Source organism: Paenibacillus sp. 102, from assembly GCF_039549175.1.
In the GTDB taxonomy this organism is placed as follows: Bacteria; Bacillota; Bacilli; order Bacillales; family Bacillaceae_G; genus Bacillus_A.
On record NZ_JBCGHT010000001.1, the window covers coordinates 187,108 to 202,536 of the forward strand.

17 protein-coding genes and 1 pseudogene are annotated in these 15,429 nt (G+C 34.5%); 6 read left to right on the forward strand and 12 right to left on the reverse strand.

Features of this window, described 5'->3' with window-relative positions; genetic code table 11:
* Window positions 1–79 precede the first annotated feature (79 nt).
* From AAIE21_RS00945 to tkt, 3 genes are all read right to left on the reverse strand, one after another.
* The gene (locus AAIE21_RS00945) at window positions 80–301 is read right to left on the reverse strand and encodes a YneF family protein (RefSeq protein WP_003199214.1); all 222 of its coding nucleotides are present in this window, start codon (window positions 299–301) and stop codon (window positions 80–82) included.
* A 79-nt stretch (window positions 302–380) separates the two neighbouring features.
* Window positions 381–821: a sporulation inhibitor of replication protein SirA gene (gene sirA, locus AAIE21_RS00950; protein ID WP_343265069.1), complete on the reverse strand. Its 441-nt coding sequence runs from the start codon at window positions 819–821 to the stop codon at window positions 381–383.
* Between the two features lie 157 nt (window positions 822–978).
* On the reverse strand, window positions 979–2,979 hold the full coding sequence (gene tkt / locus AAIE21_RS00955; protein WP_343265070.1) for a transketolase: 2,001 nt from the start codon (window positions 2,977–2,979) through the stop codon (window positions 979–981).
* 355 nt (window positions 2,980–3,334) lie between these two features.
* On the opposite strand from tkt, the gene AAIE21_RS00960 reads away from it, so the two are divergent.
* Window positions 3,335–3,631 carry a hypothetical protein gene (locus AAIE21_RS00960; protein WP_343265071.1) on the forward strand — a complete coding sequence of 99 codons (297 nt, stop codon included), beginning with the start codon at window positions 3,335–3,337 and terminating at the stop codon, window positions 3,629–3,631.
* A 42-nt stretch (window positions 3,632–3,673) separates the two neighbouring features.
* On the opposite strand, the gene AAIE21_RS00965 is transcribed toward AAIE21_RS00960, so the two are convergent.
* On the reverse strand, window positions 3,674–4,156 hold the full coding sequence (locus AAIE21_RS00965) for a coproporphyrinogen III oxidase (protein ID WP_343265073.1): 483 nt from the start codon (window positions 4,154–4,156) through the stop codon (window positions 3,674–3,676).
* 158 nt (window positions 4,157–4,314) lie between these two features.
* On the opposite strand from AAIE21_RS00965, the pseudogene AAIE21_RS00970 reads away from it, so the two are divergent.
* A pseudogene (locus tag AAIE21_RS00970) lies at window positions 4,315–5,898 on the forward strand (bifunctional metallophosphatase/5'-nucleotidase).
* A gap of 42 nt (window positions 5,899–5,940) precedes the next feature.
* Here AAIE21_RS00970 and AAIE21_RS00975 read toward each other — a convergent pair.
* On the reverse strand, window positions 5,941–6,180 hold the full coding sequence (locus AAIE21_RS00975; RefSeq protein WP_343265074.1) for a DUF896 domain-containing protein: 240 nt from the start codon (window positions 6,178–6,180) through the stop codon (window positions 5,941–5,943).
* 45 nt (window positions 6,181–6,225) lie between these two features.
* Window positions 6,226–6,882, reverse strand: coding sequence for a YneB family resolvase-like protein (locus tag AAIE21_RS00980; protein WP_343265075.1), 657 nt, complete (start codon window positions 6,880–6,882; stop codon window positions 6,226–6,228).
* Window positions 6,883–7,024: 142 nt separating this feature from the next.
* Between AAIE21_RS00980 and lexA the strand changes: the two genes are divergently transcribed.
* Window positions 7,025–7,645 carry a transcriptional repressor LexA gene (lexA, locus tag AAIE21_RS00985; protein ID WP_343265076.1) on the forward strand — a complete coding sequence of 207 codons (621 nt, stop codon included), beginning with the start codon at window positions 7,025–7,027 and terminating at the stop codon, window positions 7,643–7,645.
* Between the two features lie 27 nt (window positions 7,646–7,672).
* Here the strand turns inward: lexA and AAIE21_RS00990 are convergent, their stop codons facing one another.
* The 6 genes from AAIE21_RS00990 to AAIE21_RS01015 all read right to left on the reverse strand — a co-directional run bounded on the left by AAIE21_RS00990 (window position 7,673) and on the right by AAIE21_RS01015 (window position 11,823).
* Window positions 7,673–8,473 carry a DUF4097 family beta strand repeat-containing protein gene (locus AAIE21_RS00990; protein WP_343265077.1) on the reverse strand — a complete coding sequence of 267 codons (801 nt, stop codon included), beginning with the start codon at window positions 8,471–8,473 and terminating at the stop codon, window positions 7,673–7,675.
* A 5-nt stretch (window positions 8,474–8,478) separates the two neighbouring features.
* Entirely contained in the window at window positions 8,479–9,021 is a 543-nt protein-coding gene (locus AAIE21_RS00995; protein ID WP_343265078.1) for a DUF1700 domain-containing protein, read from the reverse strand.
* A 4-nt stretch (window positions 9,022–9,025) separates the two neighbouring features.
* On the reverse strand, window positions 9,026–9,337 hold the full coding sequence (locus AAIE21_RS01000; RefSeq protein WP_343265079.1) for a PadR family transcriptional regulator: 312 nt from the start codon (window positions 9,335–9,337) through the stop codon (window positions 9,026–9,028).
* Between the two features lie 352 nt (window positions 9,338–9,689).
* Window positions 9,690–10,112 (reverse strand): YfmQ family protein, encoded by a 423-nt coding sequence (locus AAIE21_RS01005; protein ID WP_343265080.1) that lies wholly within the window; start codon window positions 10,110–10,112, stop codon window positions 9,690–9,692.
* 285 nt (window positions 10,113–10,397) lie between these two features.
* On the reverse strand, window positions 10,398–11,309 hold the full coding sequence (locus AAIE21_RS01010) for a DUF2935 domain-containing protein (RefSeq protein ID WP_343265081.1): 912 nt from the start codon (window positions 11,307–11,309) through the stop codon (window positions 10,398–10,400).
* Between the two features lie 178 nt (window positions 11,310–11,487).
* A complete protein-coding gene (locus AAIE21_RS01015; RefSeq protein ID WP_343265082.1) occupies window positions 11,488–11,823 on the reverse strand; it encodes a YmaF family protein in 336 nt (111 codons plus the stop codon).
* Between the two features lie 164 nt (window positions 11,824–11,987).
* On the opposite strand from AAIE21_RS01015, the gene AAIE21_RS01020 reads away from it, so the two are divergent.
* The 3 genes from AAIE21_RS01020 to AAIE21_RS01030 all read left to right on the forward strand — a co-directional run bounded on the left by AAIE21_RS01020 (window position 11,988) and on the right by AAIE21_RS01030 (window position 15,419).
* Entirely contained in the window at window positions 11,988–12,167 is a 180-nt protein-coding gene (locus AAIE21_RS01020) for a small acid-soluble spore protein H (RefSeq protein ID WP_343265083.1), read from the forward strand.
* Window positions 12,168–12,586: 419 nt separating this feature from the next.
* The gene (locus tag AAIE21_RS01025; protein ID WP_343265084.1) at window positions 12,587–13,336 is read left to right on the forward strand and encodes a sugar phosphate nucleotidyltransferase; all 750 of its coding nucleotides are present in this window, start codon (window positions 12,587–12,589) and stop codon (window positions 13,334–13,336) included.
* A 16-nt stretch (window positions 13,337–13,352) separates the two neighbouring features.
* On the forward strand, window positions 13,353–15,419 hold the full coding sequence (locus tag AAIE21_RS01030) for a glycosyl transferase (RefSeq protein WP_343265085.1): 2,067 nt from the start codon (window positions 13,353–13,355) through the stop codon (window positions 15,417–15,419).
* Window positions 15,420–15,429 lie beyond the last annotated feature (10 nt).

Consider the following 15,429-nt stretch of genomic DNA (forward strand, 5'->3'; position numbering starts at 1 on the left):
AAATGCAGAATTTTTAAAAGTTTTAAATACTAAAGTTTTCCAAAAGGAAAGGACACTCTTATCGAGTGCCCTTAAGCGCTTATTTCATTTGTTGTTTGTTCATTGCGCTCATCATTTGATTGATTTTCTTTTGGGATGGTTTTTGTCCCATTTGCATCATCATCATCTTTAACATTTGTTCATTGATTGGTGGATTTTTTTGTAAGTAATTCATCATATATTTGCGGGCGATGAAAAATCCTAACGCCACGCCTGCTACTAGTGCTAATACGCCCACTAGAACAACTACCCAAATTGACATATATTTTCCTCCTTCATGTTGTCTACCTTACAGTGTACTAAAACCTTTTCAATAAGACAAGATTGTATTCGACATTTTTTTACACATATGTTCGTGCTTGTTTCAGAGGATTAAGCCAACCATACTTTTTATTTTCATAATCCATTGCTAAAAATGTCAATTCGCATTTTCTGAGCACTTCAAAAAACATCGTTTCCACCGATACATTTCCAGATGTACTCATTTGAATATATTGTGATTTCACCGTTATTTCGCCATATTCTGCTCCAGTATAAAGCATGTGTGTATGATGTGTTCGATCATACTTCCCAAAGCTGCGTAAGGTTTGTTCTAATTTATGGTGAATTTTCATTACTTGTAATGGCATCGTAATATACATCATCTGCTTATATAGCACTTTCTTTTCCGAAAGGGAACCAGATTCTGAAAATCGAGCAAATAAATCGAAAAACAAATACTCCCGACCAAAGTATGCCTTCGCAATATCTTCTTGAATTAAATACAATTCATACGTTTTCATGCTTTCCCTCCCGCTCTGGACAACCTTTTTCTCTACATTATATAAAAGAAAACATGCAATGATTGTCTGACTGCGGAGAAAGAAAAAACTTTTTCTGTCGAATAAACTCATTTACATAGAAAAATCTCCCCATGCCGGAGAGATTTTTCACAAATCATTAAAGCATTTCTTTTACTTTACGAACAACATTTTCTACAGTAAATCCATACTCTTCCATGATCTTTTCACCAGGAGCAGAAGCACCGAATGTATCGATACCTAATACATCTCCTTCAAGACCAACGTAACGATGCCATCCGAAAGTAGCACCCATTTCGATTGCGAAACGTTTTGTTACTGCTTTTGGTAATACAGATTCTTTATATTCAGCAGATTGTGCTTCAAAGCGATCCATAGATGGCATGCTGACAACAGCTGCGTCAACTCCATCTGCTGCTAATGCTTTTTGTGCTTCAATCGCTAAGCTTACTTCAGAACCAGTTGCAAGTAAGATTACATCAGCAGTTTCTTTTTTGCTTGCAGAAATTACATACGCACCTTTTGCAACTTTTTCATACGTATCTTCTTTTGCGCCTTCTAATGTTGGAAGATCTTGACGAGTTAAAATTAATGCAGTTGGTTTATTTGTAGATTCTAAAGCTAATTTCCAAGCTGCAACAGACTCGTTACCGTCAGCAGGACGAATAACAGATACATTTGGCATTGCACGAAGCGCCGCTAATTGTTCCACTGGTTCATGTGTTGGGCCATCTTCACCAACAGCAATACTGTCATGTGTAAACACATATGTTACAGGCAATTGCATTAATGCTGCCAAACGGATTGCTGGGCGTAAGTAATCAGAGAATACGAAGAACGTACCACCGTAAGTTTTTAAACCGCCATGAAGTGCGATACCGTTCATTGCTGCACCCATTGCAAACTCACGTACACCGTACCAAATATTTTTACCGCTGTAGTCAGCTCTTGTAAAGTCTTTTTCGTTATTCATGTATGTTTTGTTAGAACCAGCAAGGTCAGCAGATCCACCAAAGAATGATGGTACAGCTTCAGCAATCGCATTAATTACAGCACCTGAAGAAGAACGAGTTGCTGTTTTTGATCCTAATTCATAAGTTGGTAAGTTTTTATCCCAACCTTCTGGAAGAAGACCTTTCATTGCTGTTTGTAATTCATTTGCTAATTCTGGATATGCTTGTGCATATTCACCAAGCATTGTGTTCCATTCAGCTTGTGCTGTTTCACCAACATCTTGCACTGTTTTACGGAAGTTATCATATACTTCTTCTGGTACATGGAAGTCTTGTTCTGCTGCCCAAGCATACGCTTCTTTTGTTAATTTTGTTTCGTCTACACCAAGCGGAGAACCATGTGAAGCAGATTTTCCTGATTTGTTTGGAGAACCGAAACCAATTGTTGTTCTTACTTCAATTAGCGTTGGGCGTTTTTCGTCAGCTTTTGCTTCTTCAATTGCTTTTGCAATTGCTTCAACATCGTTTCCATCCTCAACACGGATTACTTGCCAACCATATGCTTTATAACGATCTTCTACACTTTCAGAGAATGAGCGATTTAAATCGCCATCTAATGAAATATCATTAGAATCGTATAAGACAACAAGTCGACCTAACCCTAAGTGAGCAGCTAGTGAAGATGCTTCAGCAGAAACACCTTCCATTAAATCGCCATCACCGCAAATTGCGTATGTATAATGATCAACTACGTTATATGCATCACGGTTATATTTCGCTGCTAAATGTCGCTCAGCCATTGCCATACCTACAGCTGTTGAAATACCTTGTCCAAGTGGGCCAGTTGTTGCATCTACGCCTGCTGTATGACCAAACTCAGGATGTCCTGGAGTTTTACTTCCCCATTGACGGAAATTCTTTAAATCATCCATTGTTACGTCGTAACCAGATAGATGAAGTAGGCTGTATAATAACATTGAACCATGACCTGCAGATAATACGAAACGATCGCGGTTAAACCACGTTGGGTTATTTGGATTATGTTTCATAAATTGAGTCCATAATGTATAAGCCATTGGTGCTGCACCCATTGGCATTCCTGGGTGACCAGAGTTTGCTTTTTCAATCGCATCGATGGATAATGTGCGAATCGTGTTGATAGAAAGTTGTTCGATTGAATGTGACATGCTATTCTTCCCTTCGCTTATATTAGTAAACGTTTTACACATTTATATGATATCTTCCCACGCAAGATTATACAACATGTATCGACAAATATGTTGATGTTTTTTCGATTTTCCATAAAAAAAACTGTAATTTCCGGAATGTATGGGCATTCAATATGTTATACTTTTTATTTATTTATTTATTGATAATAAAGGGAATTATCTGTATTTTGTGTAGTCACTAATAATTTTTAACAAATATTCTTTTTAGTCACCCGCCATCCCCTTATTTACACTTATAACATGTACAATAGAAATGAATATATATTGATTTTTATCGTATATATTAAATAAAAAAACGGAGGAAGGCGAAATAATGAGTGAAGAAACAGCTTCCTACACCTTTATTATTGTTATAGCCCTCATTTCAATTCTTTCTATTTATTTTTCCGTCAAATTAAAATCACCCCTTAAATACATCCCAGGTGTTGTCATGCTTATTCTCTCCATTGGTACGTTTGGCATACTGTATTTTGATCGGGGTGTAATGATAGCAAGTGAAGGATTAGGTTATTTATATAGTGTCATTGCAATCCTCTTGTTTCTTATCGCCATTATTTCTTTATTTATAGCAACTGCTATTTCTTTTATTTCAGCCTTATTTAGAAAATAATTAATACTTTTCATGTCTGAACACTACGTTGGATAAAAAAGATTAAATTCCAAAATGCAAAAGGTATCCTTCTCCCTCTTTCACTTTATGAAGTAGTCTAATTAAAGACTCTAACTCTGTACAAAGAATATCTCGATTAAAAACAAGGTGTTCATACTCTCCATCCGTATCACAATCTACCGTCCATTGAAATGAGCCTGTAAGTTCTATTTTTTCAGGTGCCAACGAAAACAGACCGACTAACGAGCAAAATAGATCGACCGCTATTTCCGCTCCTTCTTTCTCGATTTTTGTAATACCATAATAATGAATACCAAATCCTTGTTCTTTCCTGGAAGGATTATAAGTCGGAATCCAATGCAAAAAATCTGACACATACAAAACAATTTCATCACTTAATATCACGCAGTCTTCAACAACTGTTCCATCTTTATAAAAAAACTCCCTGTCATGCCAAGAAAAATCTTCAGAGCTTAACTCTCCTTTTTCATTTGAAACAAATACAAATTCATGTTGCAAAGCCATAATATCCTCCCCTTTCCCCTGTCATCATACGATAATCCGAAACCATTTTCATTTTCTTCTTTATAAATTTTACATTTTCTAAACATTCAATAAAAAAACAAACCTAGATTATCTGTTATGATTTATCATAAGATAACAAAAAAAGAAGGTTGATAAGCTTGAATAAGAACAACATTGTTCATATAAACATTCTACTAACAAGCGATATACATGGTACGGTCTATCCGATTCACTATCAAAATAATGAAAATGCAGAAATAGGATTAGCCAAACTTGCAACACGTATCACACAAGAGCGTAACCAGCACGAACATGTAATTGTGATTGATAACGGTGATTTCATACAAGGAACTCCATTCACCTATTACTACGCTAAATATATGCAGCATGAAAAAAATCCAATGTCCATTATCGCCAGTTATATTGATTATGATGCAGCGATTATTGGAAATCACGAATTTAACTATGGAATGGACGTATTAAACCAAGCTGTCACAAATGCAAATATCCCCTATCTAGCCGCTAACATTTTAGATAAAGATACAAAGAAACCATATTTTGGGACACCATATATAATCAAACACTTATATCCCGATATAAAAGTTGCCATTTTAGGAGTAACAACACATTACATTCCAAATTGGGAACAACCACAGCATATTGAAGATTTAACATTTGAAAATGCACTACAGGTAACAAAAAAATGGGTTTCCTACATTCGTGAACAGGAGCAACCACATTTACTAATCGTAGCATATCACGGTGGTTTTGAACGGGACTTACAAACTGGAGAACCGACTGAAATTTTAACAGGAGAAAATCAGGGCTATGCAATGTGTCAAGAAATAGAAGGAATCGATATATTATTAACTGGACATCAACACCGCTATATTTCTAATACAAAAGTAAATAATGTGACAGTTTTGCAAACCGGATGTAACGGTCATTCATTAGGGAAAGTTCATGTGAAACTACAACAAAATAAAGATCGATGGATTATTAAGGAATGCCATTCGGAACTGTTATCTGCCCAAGACATCCCAGCAGATGAAACAGCCCTATCACTCGTATCGACTTATGAAAAACAAACACAAGAATGGTTAGATTAGCCTATCGGTACCATTATAGGAGATATGTTGATTTATGATGCACTGCAAACACGTTTACAAGACCATTCCTTTATTGAATTTATAAACAAAGTACAAATGGAGGTAACTAGAGTCAACATTTCTTGTACAAGCCTATTTCATAATGAATCTTCTGGCTTTCCAAAACATATTACAATGAGAGATATTGTTTCAAATTATATTTATCCAAATACATTAAAGGTCATCAGGATTACAGGAAAAGATATGAAAGAAGCACTTGAGCTATCTGCTGAATATTTCATGTTAGATACAGATGGGAATATCATTGTAAATCCTACTTACACCGAGCCAAAACCACAGCATTACAATTACGATATGTGGGAAGGAATTTCATACATACTAAATATTTCAAAACCAGTTGGTGAACGAGTAGTTTCCTTACAATATAACGGATCTCCCATTCCCTTTGATCAAGAATATGACGTAGTCATGAATAATTATCGCGCTAGTGGTGGTGGAAATTACTTTATGTATCAAAACAAGCCCATCATAAAAGATATACCAATCGATATGTCTGAACTTATTGCAGATTACATACTAGACCGAGGAACAATTGAAGCGACAACCAACAACAATTGGAAAGTTATTAAATAAACAATTCTATTAAAACAAAAAAAGATGGGCTTCGCCCATCTTTTAATTTAACTTTGCATTATCTTGTTTTTTCAATGCTTTTAATTTCGCCGGTGTAACATCTTTACCTTCTTCGTTAACGACTTTAATGCCTTTTAATTCGTTTAACATATTTTTACGAAATCCTTTTAAATATTGTTCACGGAGCGATTGGCGCTCACGTTGTTCTTCTTCAGTTAATCCTTCAGCTTTCGCTTTTTTCGCTAAGAAGTTAATGCGTTCAATGAGTTCGTGACTTAGCATCTCGAATCCCCTTTCTACTTAAAACTGATTATTATCATACAATAGTTAGTCTTGTTTATCAAGCAATTGCTTTGTATATTCCACGTACCTGCGATGTACTGTTGCTTTAGATACATCGTGGCCAAAACCACGAAGCGTTGCAGCAATTTCCTCAAATGTTAATTCATTACGGCGCAGACGTACAATTTCTTCAATCGGCACTTCTTTTTTCTCACGCCCTGTACTTAAATGACGGTTTTTTAAGTTTTTTTCTGGACGAAATCCTCTTTCTACCGCCCTCTGCATTCCACGTTTAATCTTTAAATTATGAATCTTTCTCTGATACTCTTCGACAATACCAATAATATCTAGTACCATAGAATCCGCATCAGAAAGCTGTAATTCCCCATTATGCGTATGTGTATATACTTTGATCTCTTCTTTATGTAAACAGTGCATTAATGCAATCTTTGCATTCCCTCTTCCGAGGCGCGTTTCATCTTGAATAAGAAGCACATCAATCTCTTCATCTCGAATCATGTCCAGCACTTCTAATATACCGTCTCGTTCAATCGTATAACCGCTTGCCTTCTCCTCAATCACCTTTATAACATTCATTTGATACCGCTCAGCTAAATGCAATAATTCATCTTTTTGGCGTGATAATGATGTTTCCTGTGCTTCTTTCGTTGTGCTTACACGGGCATAAATGATTGCATTCATTTTAAAACCTTCTTCCCCATTTCGATTTTTCCTTTAGTGTATCACAAATCGCCTTTTTGTTCGAACTTATGTTTGTAGAATGTTTTTTCGCATGTTATACTTATAAGTAAGAAAATTGAAAGAAAACGAGGTGTTAAAAAACATGGAAAAGTTAACAAAACGCCAGCAAGACATTCTCGACTTCATTAAGCTAAAAGTACAAGAAAAAGGTTATCCACCTTCCGTACGCGAAATTGGTCAAGCGGTTGGCCTTGCTTCTAGTTCTACGGTGCACGGACATTTATCACGTCTAGAAGAAAAAGGTTATATTCGACGTGATCCAACAAAACCAAGAGCCATTGAAATTTTAGGAGAAGTGAGAATCGAAACAGAAACACAATCAGTTGTTCAGGTCCCGATCGTCGGTAAAGTTACAGCAGGTTTACCAATTACAGCAGTTGAAAGTGTCGAGGAACACTTCCCACTTCCTGCAAGCGTTGTTGCTGGAGCAGATCAAGTATTTATGTTACGTATCTCTGGAGACAGTATGATTGAAGCTGGTATCTTAGATGGAGACTTAGTTGTTGTTCGCCAGCAACATTCTGCATACAACGGAGAGATTGTCGTTGCTTTAACAGAAGATAATGAAGCAACTGTGAAACGTTTTTACAAAGAAAAAGATCATTTTCGCTTACAACCTGAAAACTCTTCTTTAGAACCAATCATTTTAGATAAAGTTTCTGTTATCGGAAAAGTAATCGGTGTATATCGTGATTTACATTAAAAATAGACCAGTTAAACTGGTCTATTTTTAATTCACATCAATTATAACGTCTCCTGCAGATGTTTGTCCGCTAATTTTCACACTACCATTCCCTACTACTACATTTCTTTCTTCTTCCTTAAAAACCTTAACTTCACCAGCAAATGTCTTCCCACTTACAGTCGCATCTTGAGGTTTCTCAAGTAGACGAATATCGACATCTCCTGCAGTCGAGCTCGCTTCTAAATCATATTTAGAGTCATGGTCAATAACATCTACATCTCCACCTGTTGTTTTCGCAATAACTTTTCCACTTACTTTTTTCATTTTAATTTCGCCCGCTTTTGAAGACCCTTCCACTTTCTTCGCTGTCACCCGCTCTATTTCTACATCTCCACCAAGCGTTGCTGCTTCTACATGTTCACTCTTTACATCATTTACTGTTATCTCACCAGCAGAAGAACTTACTTTTATGTCCTGATAAGCACGTTCTGGAACAACAATTGTTACCCCCGGTGCTTTAAACCCAAATGATAAAAATGAAAAATCTAATGAAATTCCTTTTTTTACCTTCCCTTGAATCTTTAGCGTATCTCCTTGTTCATCAATACTTACTTTTTGTTTTGCAATATTCCCTGATTGTTTTATATAAAAAGAAGAATCATTTCCTTTTTGAACCGTAACGTCCCCAGCATCCAAATCAATTTCTAAAGTTTTAATTGCTTCATTTTTAATAACCTTTTCTTTATCTCCCTTTTCCGCAGCATCTACTGCTCTTGTATATGTTTGCGATATACCAATAACTCCAATGATGATACAAGCGACAGCTACTAACAATATTTTTTTCATCTCACCTATTCCCCTTTAATCATTTTGAGATTCCAATTGACATAGCCTACACAAAAGTTTTTAAACCATTTTGTACAGCAGTAAGCAACTATACATAACAATAATCCAACTCCAACAAATGTAATAGAAACAAATATATCAAGCCATAAGAATGTACCTGTTAGTATCTTAATCACTACTAGCAGCGGTGCCACAACCGAGGCAACGCCTCCAACCCAAAGTGAAAATATAAAACTCACGATTACAACTAGAGGACCTAACACAATAATAAAGTTCAGTAAACTAAGACCAATCGCTGCCATCACTGCTCTTGTTACATTGGAAGCAGATGGATCTTTTTTCATCTCATCAAAACGATATAATGCCAACATCTCTTTTGCAATAGCTTTTGGCGCCCCAAGCCCTTTTATAATTTCTGCTTCTGTCTTCCCTTCCTCTAATCCAAACTGAAAATGCTCCTCATAATCGTATAAAATATCTTGCCTTTCTTCTTCTGGTAGCTTTCTAAGATGTCCCGATAATTCTCGAAGAAACTGTTCTTTGTTCATCTCATTACACCTCTTCAATAATTTCTTGTACCCCTTTAGCAAAATCACGCCATTCCGTTATAAGTAAATGGAGTTGCTCTTCTCCTTGATTTGTTAATTGATAATATTTACGCGGTGGTCCTTCTGTTGATTCTTTTAAATACGTTTGAAAGTAACCCTCTTTTGTTAAACGACGTAACAACGGGTATACTGATCCTTCCGAGATTAAGAATTTATTGGAGATTTGCTGAACGAGTTCATAACCGTAGCAATCTTTTCGTTTGACAAGTGCCAGTACACATAGCTCTAGCACACCTTTTTTAAACTGGACGTTCAAAGACAATCCTCCTTTCCAATCAGTACTACTCAATGCAAGGTACTTGAGTTACCCATAATATACCATTTACTAATGTTTATTGCAAGGTACTGTTGTTTATTTAATAAACACTTTACATCCAACTCATAAAAAAAATCACGACTCCCCCTAGCTACAGGAAAAAACCGTGATAAACTATATCTTTTATAGATTGTTATGTCCCAGCACAACTACAGCAGGGATATATCCCTAGTTCTCCGCCAAAATATACTCTTTCAGGAATATTACTTTTTAACGTTTCCTATGTAATATCATTTTAAAATTAACTTATCAGCATTTATAATATGTTAAAAAAGTTTCTTTGACGATCTTTTTAAGCTAAATTTCCCGTTATTACAAGAGAATGGTTTTGAAGGCTTTTGGAACGCAGACTATACGCGACTACTTTCTTCTTATACTGCTTGACTACATCAACGTGATCATCGTAACTGTATACAGAAAACCTAACATCATTTTTCCCCCTCTTAGTATCTATGACCAATGGAGTCCCGTTACTTTGTGGCGGAAAATAATATTTCTCTAAAAATATCGCTTCGTTAAAATAATCAACAATTCGAATTTTCTCTTCACCTTCTAAGCGCTTTCCATCAACAGTTACGGTGACAGCCTCCTTATTAAGTTGCGGATGCAATTCAAATCTACTAATAATAGACTCCACTACAGAAGTTGGTATACTCGCCACTACTATTTTAAAAGCACCGAAAAGAATTAACATAACTATAAACCACGTCGTCATATTTTATCATCTCCGTTATGTTCTAAATTCATATTATTACATTACTAATATTATCACAGTGTAATTAGTTAATTTTTGTATATTATGTGAAACTTGATACGTGATAAAGATGGCCCCTCTCCTTTCGTACAATCTATATTTATGAAGAAAGGCGAGCATACAAAAAAGCCGATAATTCCTTAGCACAGAAATTACCGACCTTTTCATGATAAAAAAATAAACGATTAAATGAAATTCTCCGAAACCCATAGGCTCTATTATGTATCTATCATGATAATAAAGCACTTATTCCATCGACTGTTGCATCTGTTTTTGCTTCAATCTTTCTTCCAACACATGAATCATAAATAAGAAATGCTCGGCTTCCCTTACAACATGATCAGCTAGTAAAGGATTAATTACACTTTTAATTTGACATGTTTGGATAAGCTCTAATCCAGCTTTTTTGAAATTTCTCAATTCAACTGTAGCATTTTCACTATCTTTATTCATTTTTCCGATAATTGGATATGTTGGTTGTTTTTGATATAGCATTGATTCAACATCCCTCGCTTGACCAAGAAGAACTTCAAAATCATCACCAAATTTTAAAGCAGTATGAACTAAATTCCGCTCTGATTGATCAAGCAAAGAGGCAATAAAACGAGAGTGCTCCATCATAATTCTGAGCCAAAACACATTTTCACTAATTATCGCGTCCTGAATTGGATCCATTTTTCCTTCATTAAATTTCTGAAGTGTTCTTATAAAATATTCCGCTTCTCGTGCAATATGATCTACTAATAACGGAAAATTGAAACCACTTACCTTACAATTAATAATTAAAATTAAAAGGTTTCTTTTATAATTACGAAACGCATAAACTAGCTGAATACTTTCTTCATTTAATTGCCTGACTGCTTGAACAGTTTGAGGAATAGAGAAGGCTTTTTGTAAATGCCGATCAAAAAGATGGAAAAACTGCTCTACTTGCTGAATTAGGTTTTTATCTTTCCGATTAAACCCTTCACTAAGAAAGAGCGCATGCTCCTTCATAATTCGTAACCAAAATCGATTTTCAGTTAAGGACCTTTCAATAAATAATTGTTCTGTTAACGATTCCGAAGGCGCAGCTTTTAATTCCGGCGGAAGCAGCATAGCCCGCTGTGTATCCATGACAAAGTGACCGGGAATAGATTGTTTTTGTCCATTATCCATTAAAATCCCCTCCTAACGTCCTTAAAGCATCCATACTACATTATGTATATGAACGGCTAACATTCGCTATACCCCCAAAAAAAACACCATTAAAAAATTTCAACTACATCGTTTGTTTAAAGAAACTTCTATCAAATGAAAAAGCTCACACTTAACTGACAGGTGAGCTTCCCTTTATCTATTTATTACCTGGAGCAGGTTGATCCACTCCTCTTATACGATGCTTATGTCCATTATCTTCTGTTGTATAAAAATCGTAATAATGAACATGCATTCCATCTCCAACTGGAATAGCAGGTCCTGAGTACGCCTTATAGTAATGAGTATGTCCATCTTCGAATACTACATATCCTTCTGTATAGTGTATATGCCCCTCCTGCATTTGAATTGGTGGAGAGGTTACATCTAAACATTGATGTACATGGCCTGCATCGACAGATGTATAATCTACAGATCCATGATTATGGTTCGGTACAAACCCTGAAACAAAATCAGCTTTCCCTATCCTGTTCATTCTACTCACTCCTTGTCCATACAGATAAACTTTATAAACTTATATGTTTAAAATCAAAATTAATACCTATTAATTCCCTATTCGCTTACCATTGAATAATAAGAATAATTAAGTAGTTTAAAGTAAATATTATGATTATTATAAGTCAAAAGGAGGTCATTATCATGAACACACAACGAGCACAAGAGATTGCAGCTTCACCTGTTATGGCTAATGTAACCTATAATGGAGTTCCAATTTACATTCAAAATGTGGATGAAAATAACGAAACAGCTAGAGTTTATCCCCTTAATGAACCCCAAAATGAACAGGAAATTCCTTTATCTAACTTAACAGAACATTAAATAAATAATATTTTTTAATATGCACACCACTCTGAGTGGTGTGCGTTGAGGACAGCTCACACAATTGCTTGTCCCCATTTTTATAAATCCACTTATCCTACCTTATCCTCAACACAAAGTTGTAGCTCTACGCTGTTTGCCGAGAAACATTTCACTACCGTATCCTTCTTATTAATTTCCACACAACCGATAACACCCTCAATACATTATATGTAAAAAGGCCGAGGCTCTTAGTAAAGAATCATATTTTAGTAAAATTGTTTTAAGTAGTCAGAGTAAGTCATAACTATTCCGTAAATCATTATGTTAAAATCTTCATTTTATTTTTTTTATAAATGTCTGTACATACGTGGATACAAGTTATATATGTACTACATAGTTTACATTAGCTATATAAACAGAAGGGCGGCAAAAATGTTATGAAAGTGGTAATTTTGTGTGGTGGAAAAGGCTTAAGGATGCAGGGAATTCTCAAAAATATTCCTAAACCATTAGTTGAAGTTCAAGGAAAACCTCTTATTTGGCATATAATGAATTGGTATAGCAAGTTCGGACATTATGAATTCATCCTACCACTGGGATATGGAGGTGAAAAAATCAAAGAATATTTCATGGACTATACATGGAAAGAACATAATTTTAATTTAGATTTAAAAACTAACCAATACCAGTTGCTTGAAGAATCAAAACAGTGGAATATAACATTTATAGATACAGGGATTGAAACAATGACCGGAACCAGATTAAAAAAACTTGAAAAGCATATCCAGGATGAGATATTTTTATTAACTTATGGTGACGGATTAGCAAAGATAAATATTAATGAACTTATAAAATTTCATAAAGACAAAGGAAAAATTGCAACATTAACTGGCATTCAAAAAAAGAGTCCATATGGTCTATTACAGGTTGAGAACGGGATTGCTATAGATTTTAAGGAAAAACCCCTACTTAACGCTGTAATAAATGGAGGATTTTTTGTATTTAATAAAGCAATATTCGATTATTTGAATGATAGTGATTGTATGCTTGAAGAAGAACCTCTACTTAATTTAATTAAAAACAAGGAACTTGCTGTTTATGAGCACAATGATTTTTGGATTAGTGTAGATACACCTAAAGATCTTAAAGATGCAAATGAAAGCTGGAACCCTAACAAAAATAGTTGAAAGGAATGAATAAACATTGCGTTTTAACAATAGAAAGAAAGGTTGGTCGCACCGTTATATTCCCTCTAAAGTAGAAAAAGATTTTCCGTTATCTTCAGATGCTTCAACTGTTAATCACTCTAAAAAATCTACAATCAAAAAAATCTCCCCTCTATCTTATAATAAACAGCCTCACTCTGAAAATCATTTTTGTGCCCTTGCTGGAACAGAATACGTCTTAAAAATAATTGCTTTGCGACAATCTCTAATACAAAATTCACCAAGATTCACATTATGGATTTGTTGTATAGATTCATTTACGTATTCAATATTGAAAGAAATGAACTTGAATAATGTAAACCTCTTACAGGTAGATGATATAGAGGATGCAAATTTGAAAGCCATTAAAAGAAAAAGGACAGTCAGTGAATATTGTTGGACTTTAAAATCCGTACTTATTGAATATTTATTGGTAAATTATGATTTGCCATCTGTTCTTTATTGTGATAGTGATTTATATTTCTTCTCTGATCCTAACACGATATTTGAAGAATGGGGTGACAATTCTATTTATCTTTGTCCACAGAGAGACCGTGACTGGGTAGAAGAAAAATACGGAAAATATCAAGCTGGGTTAATTGGATTTAAAAACGATTTCTACGGATTAAAAAGCGTACGATGGTGGAAAGATAAATGCTTAGATTGGTGTAGTGCTAATCCTGATAATGGAAGATTTGGTGACCAAAAATATTTAGATTTTATCCCCATTTATTTCCCAAAAGTAAAAATCTCCAAAAATCTAGGTATAAATGCTGCACCTTGGAATTGTATTTATAATAACAATTATACAATTGACAAAAATCAAAATGAGGTATACATCGAAACAGATAAACTAATTGTATATCATTTTGCGTGCATTACCATTTTCAGTGAAAAGGATTTTGACCTTTGGTCTTTAGGTGAAATCTCAATACCAAATAATATATTATCCCATATCTATACCCCCTATCTAGAAGAAATTCAGTTTATCCTCAAAACATTAACAGAAAAATTAGGTGAAAAAACAAAGCGCCTGTTAAGTGTTAAAGACATAAATGAGGCGCAAACTTTATATAAAGATTCACAGCTAAGAAGAAAAATGAATCAATCAAATCATTTTGTGAATTATGCAATGATTATAAGTCAAAAACGTTTAATTCAAGGTCTGACTTGCTATTATTCTCTTGAAAGTCATGGCACAAATTTTACTGTGTGGATCTGTTGTATGGATAATTTAACTTATCAAATTCTAACAAACCTAAAATTGAAGCATGCTATACTGATTCATGTGAAAGACATAGAAAATCAAGAACTCTTAAGTATAAAGAATGAAAGAAGTTTGCAAGAATACTGCTGGACATTAAAAGCACCTCTATGCCTCCATATTCTTAATTATTATTCTGAAGTTGATCACATTATATACTGTGACGCAGATATGTTTTTCTTCACAAAACCTAATATAATTCTAGATGAATGGTGGAGATATTCTGTATTTCTTTGTCCACAGAGAGGTACTATTGAACTGGAAAATGTACATGGTATGTATCAGGCGGGCCTTATAGGATTTAAAAATGATCAAAACAGTAAGGAGATTTTAACATGGTGGAAAGATAAATGCCTAGAATATTGTAAGGATGTATACGATGCTGAGATGAATAGGTGGGGAGATCAAAAATATTTAAATCACATCCCTGATTTATTTTCGAATATCAAAATTATGACTCATAAGGGAATCAACTCTGCACCTTGGAATCTAATTTTAAATAATCATTCTTCTATAACAAAAACAGAAAACAGGATTTTTATAGATCAAGATGAATTAATCGCATTCCATTTTGGGAGTATGGAAATTCTTAATACAAATGAATTTGATTTATGGAAACAAGGACATGTAGAAATTGATCAATCAATTTTAGAATATATCTATATCCCTTATATCGAAAAAATAAAAAATACATGTCGCGTACTTCATAATGTTTTTTCTCTTACTCCTTTATTTACTGGACAATTAGATAATTCCGCAGTAAAAAACTATTTCCGATACCCTGCCTCACATTTCAGATGAAGTCCATTCT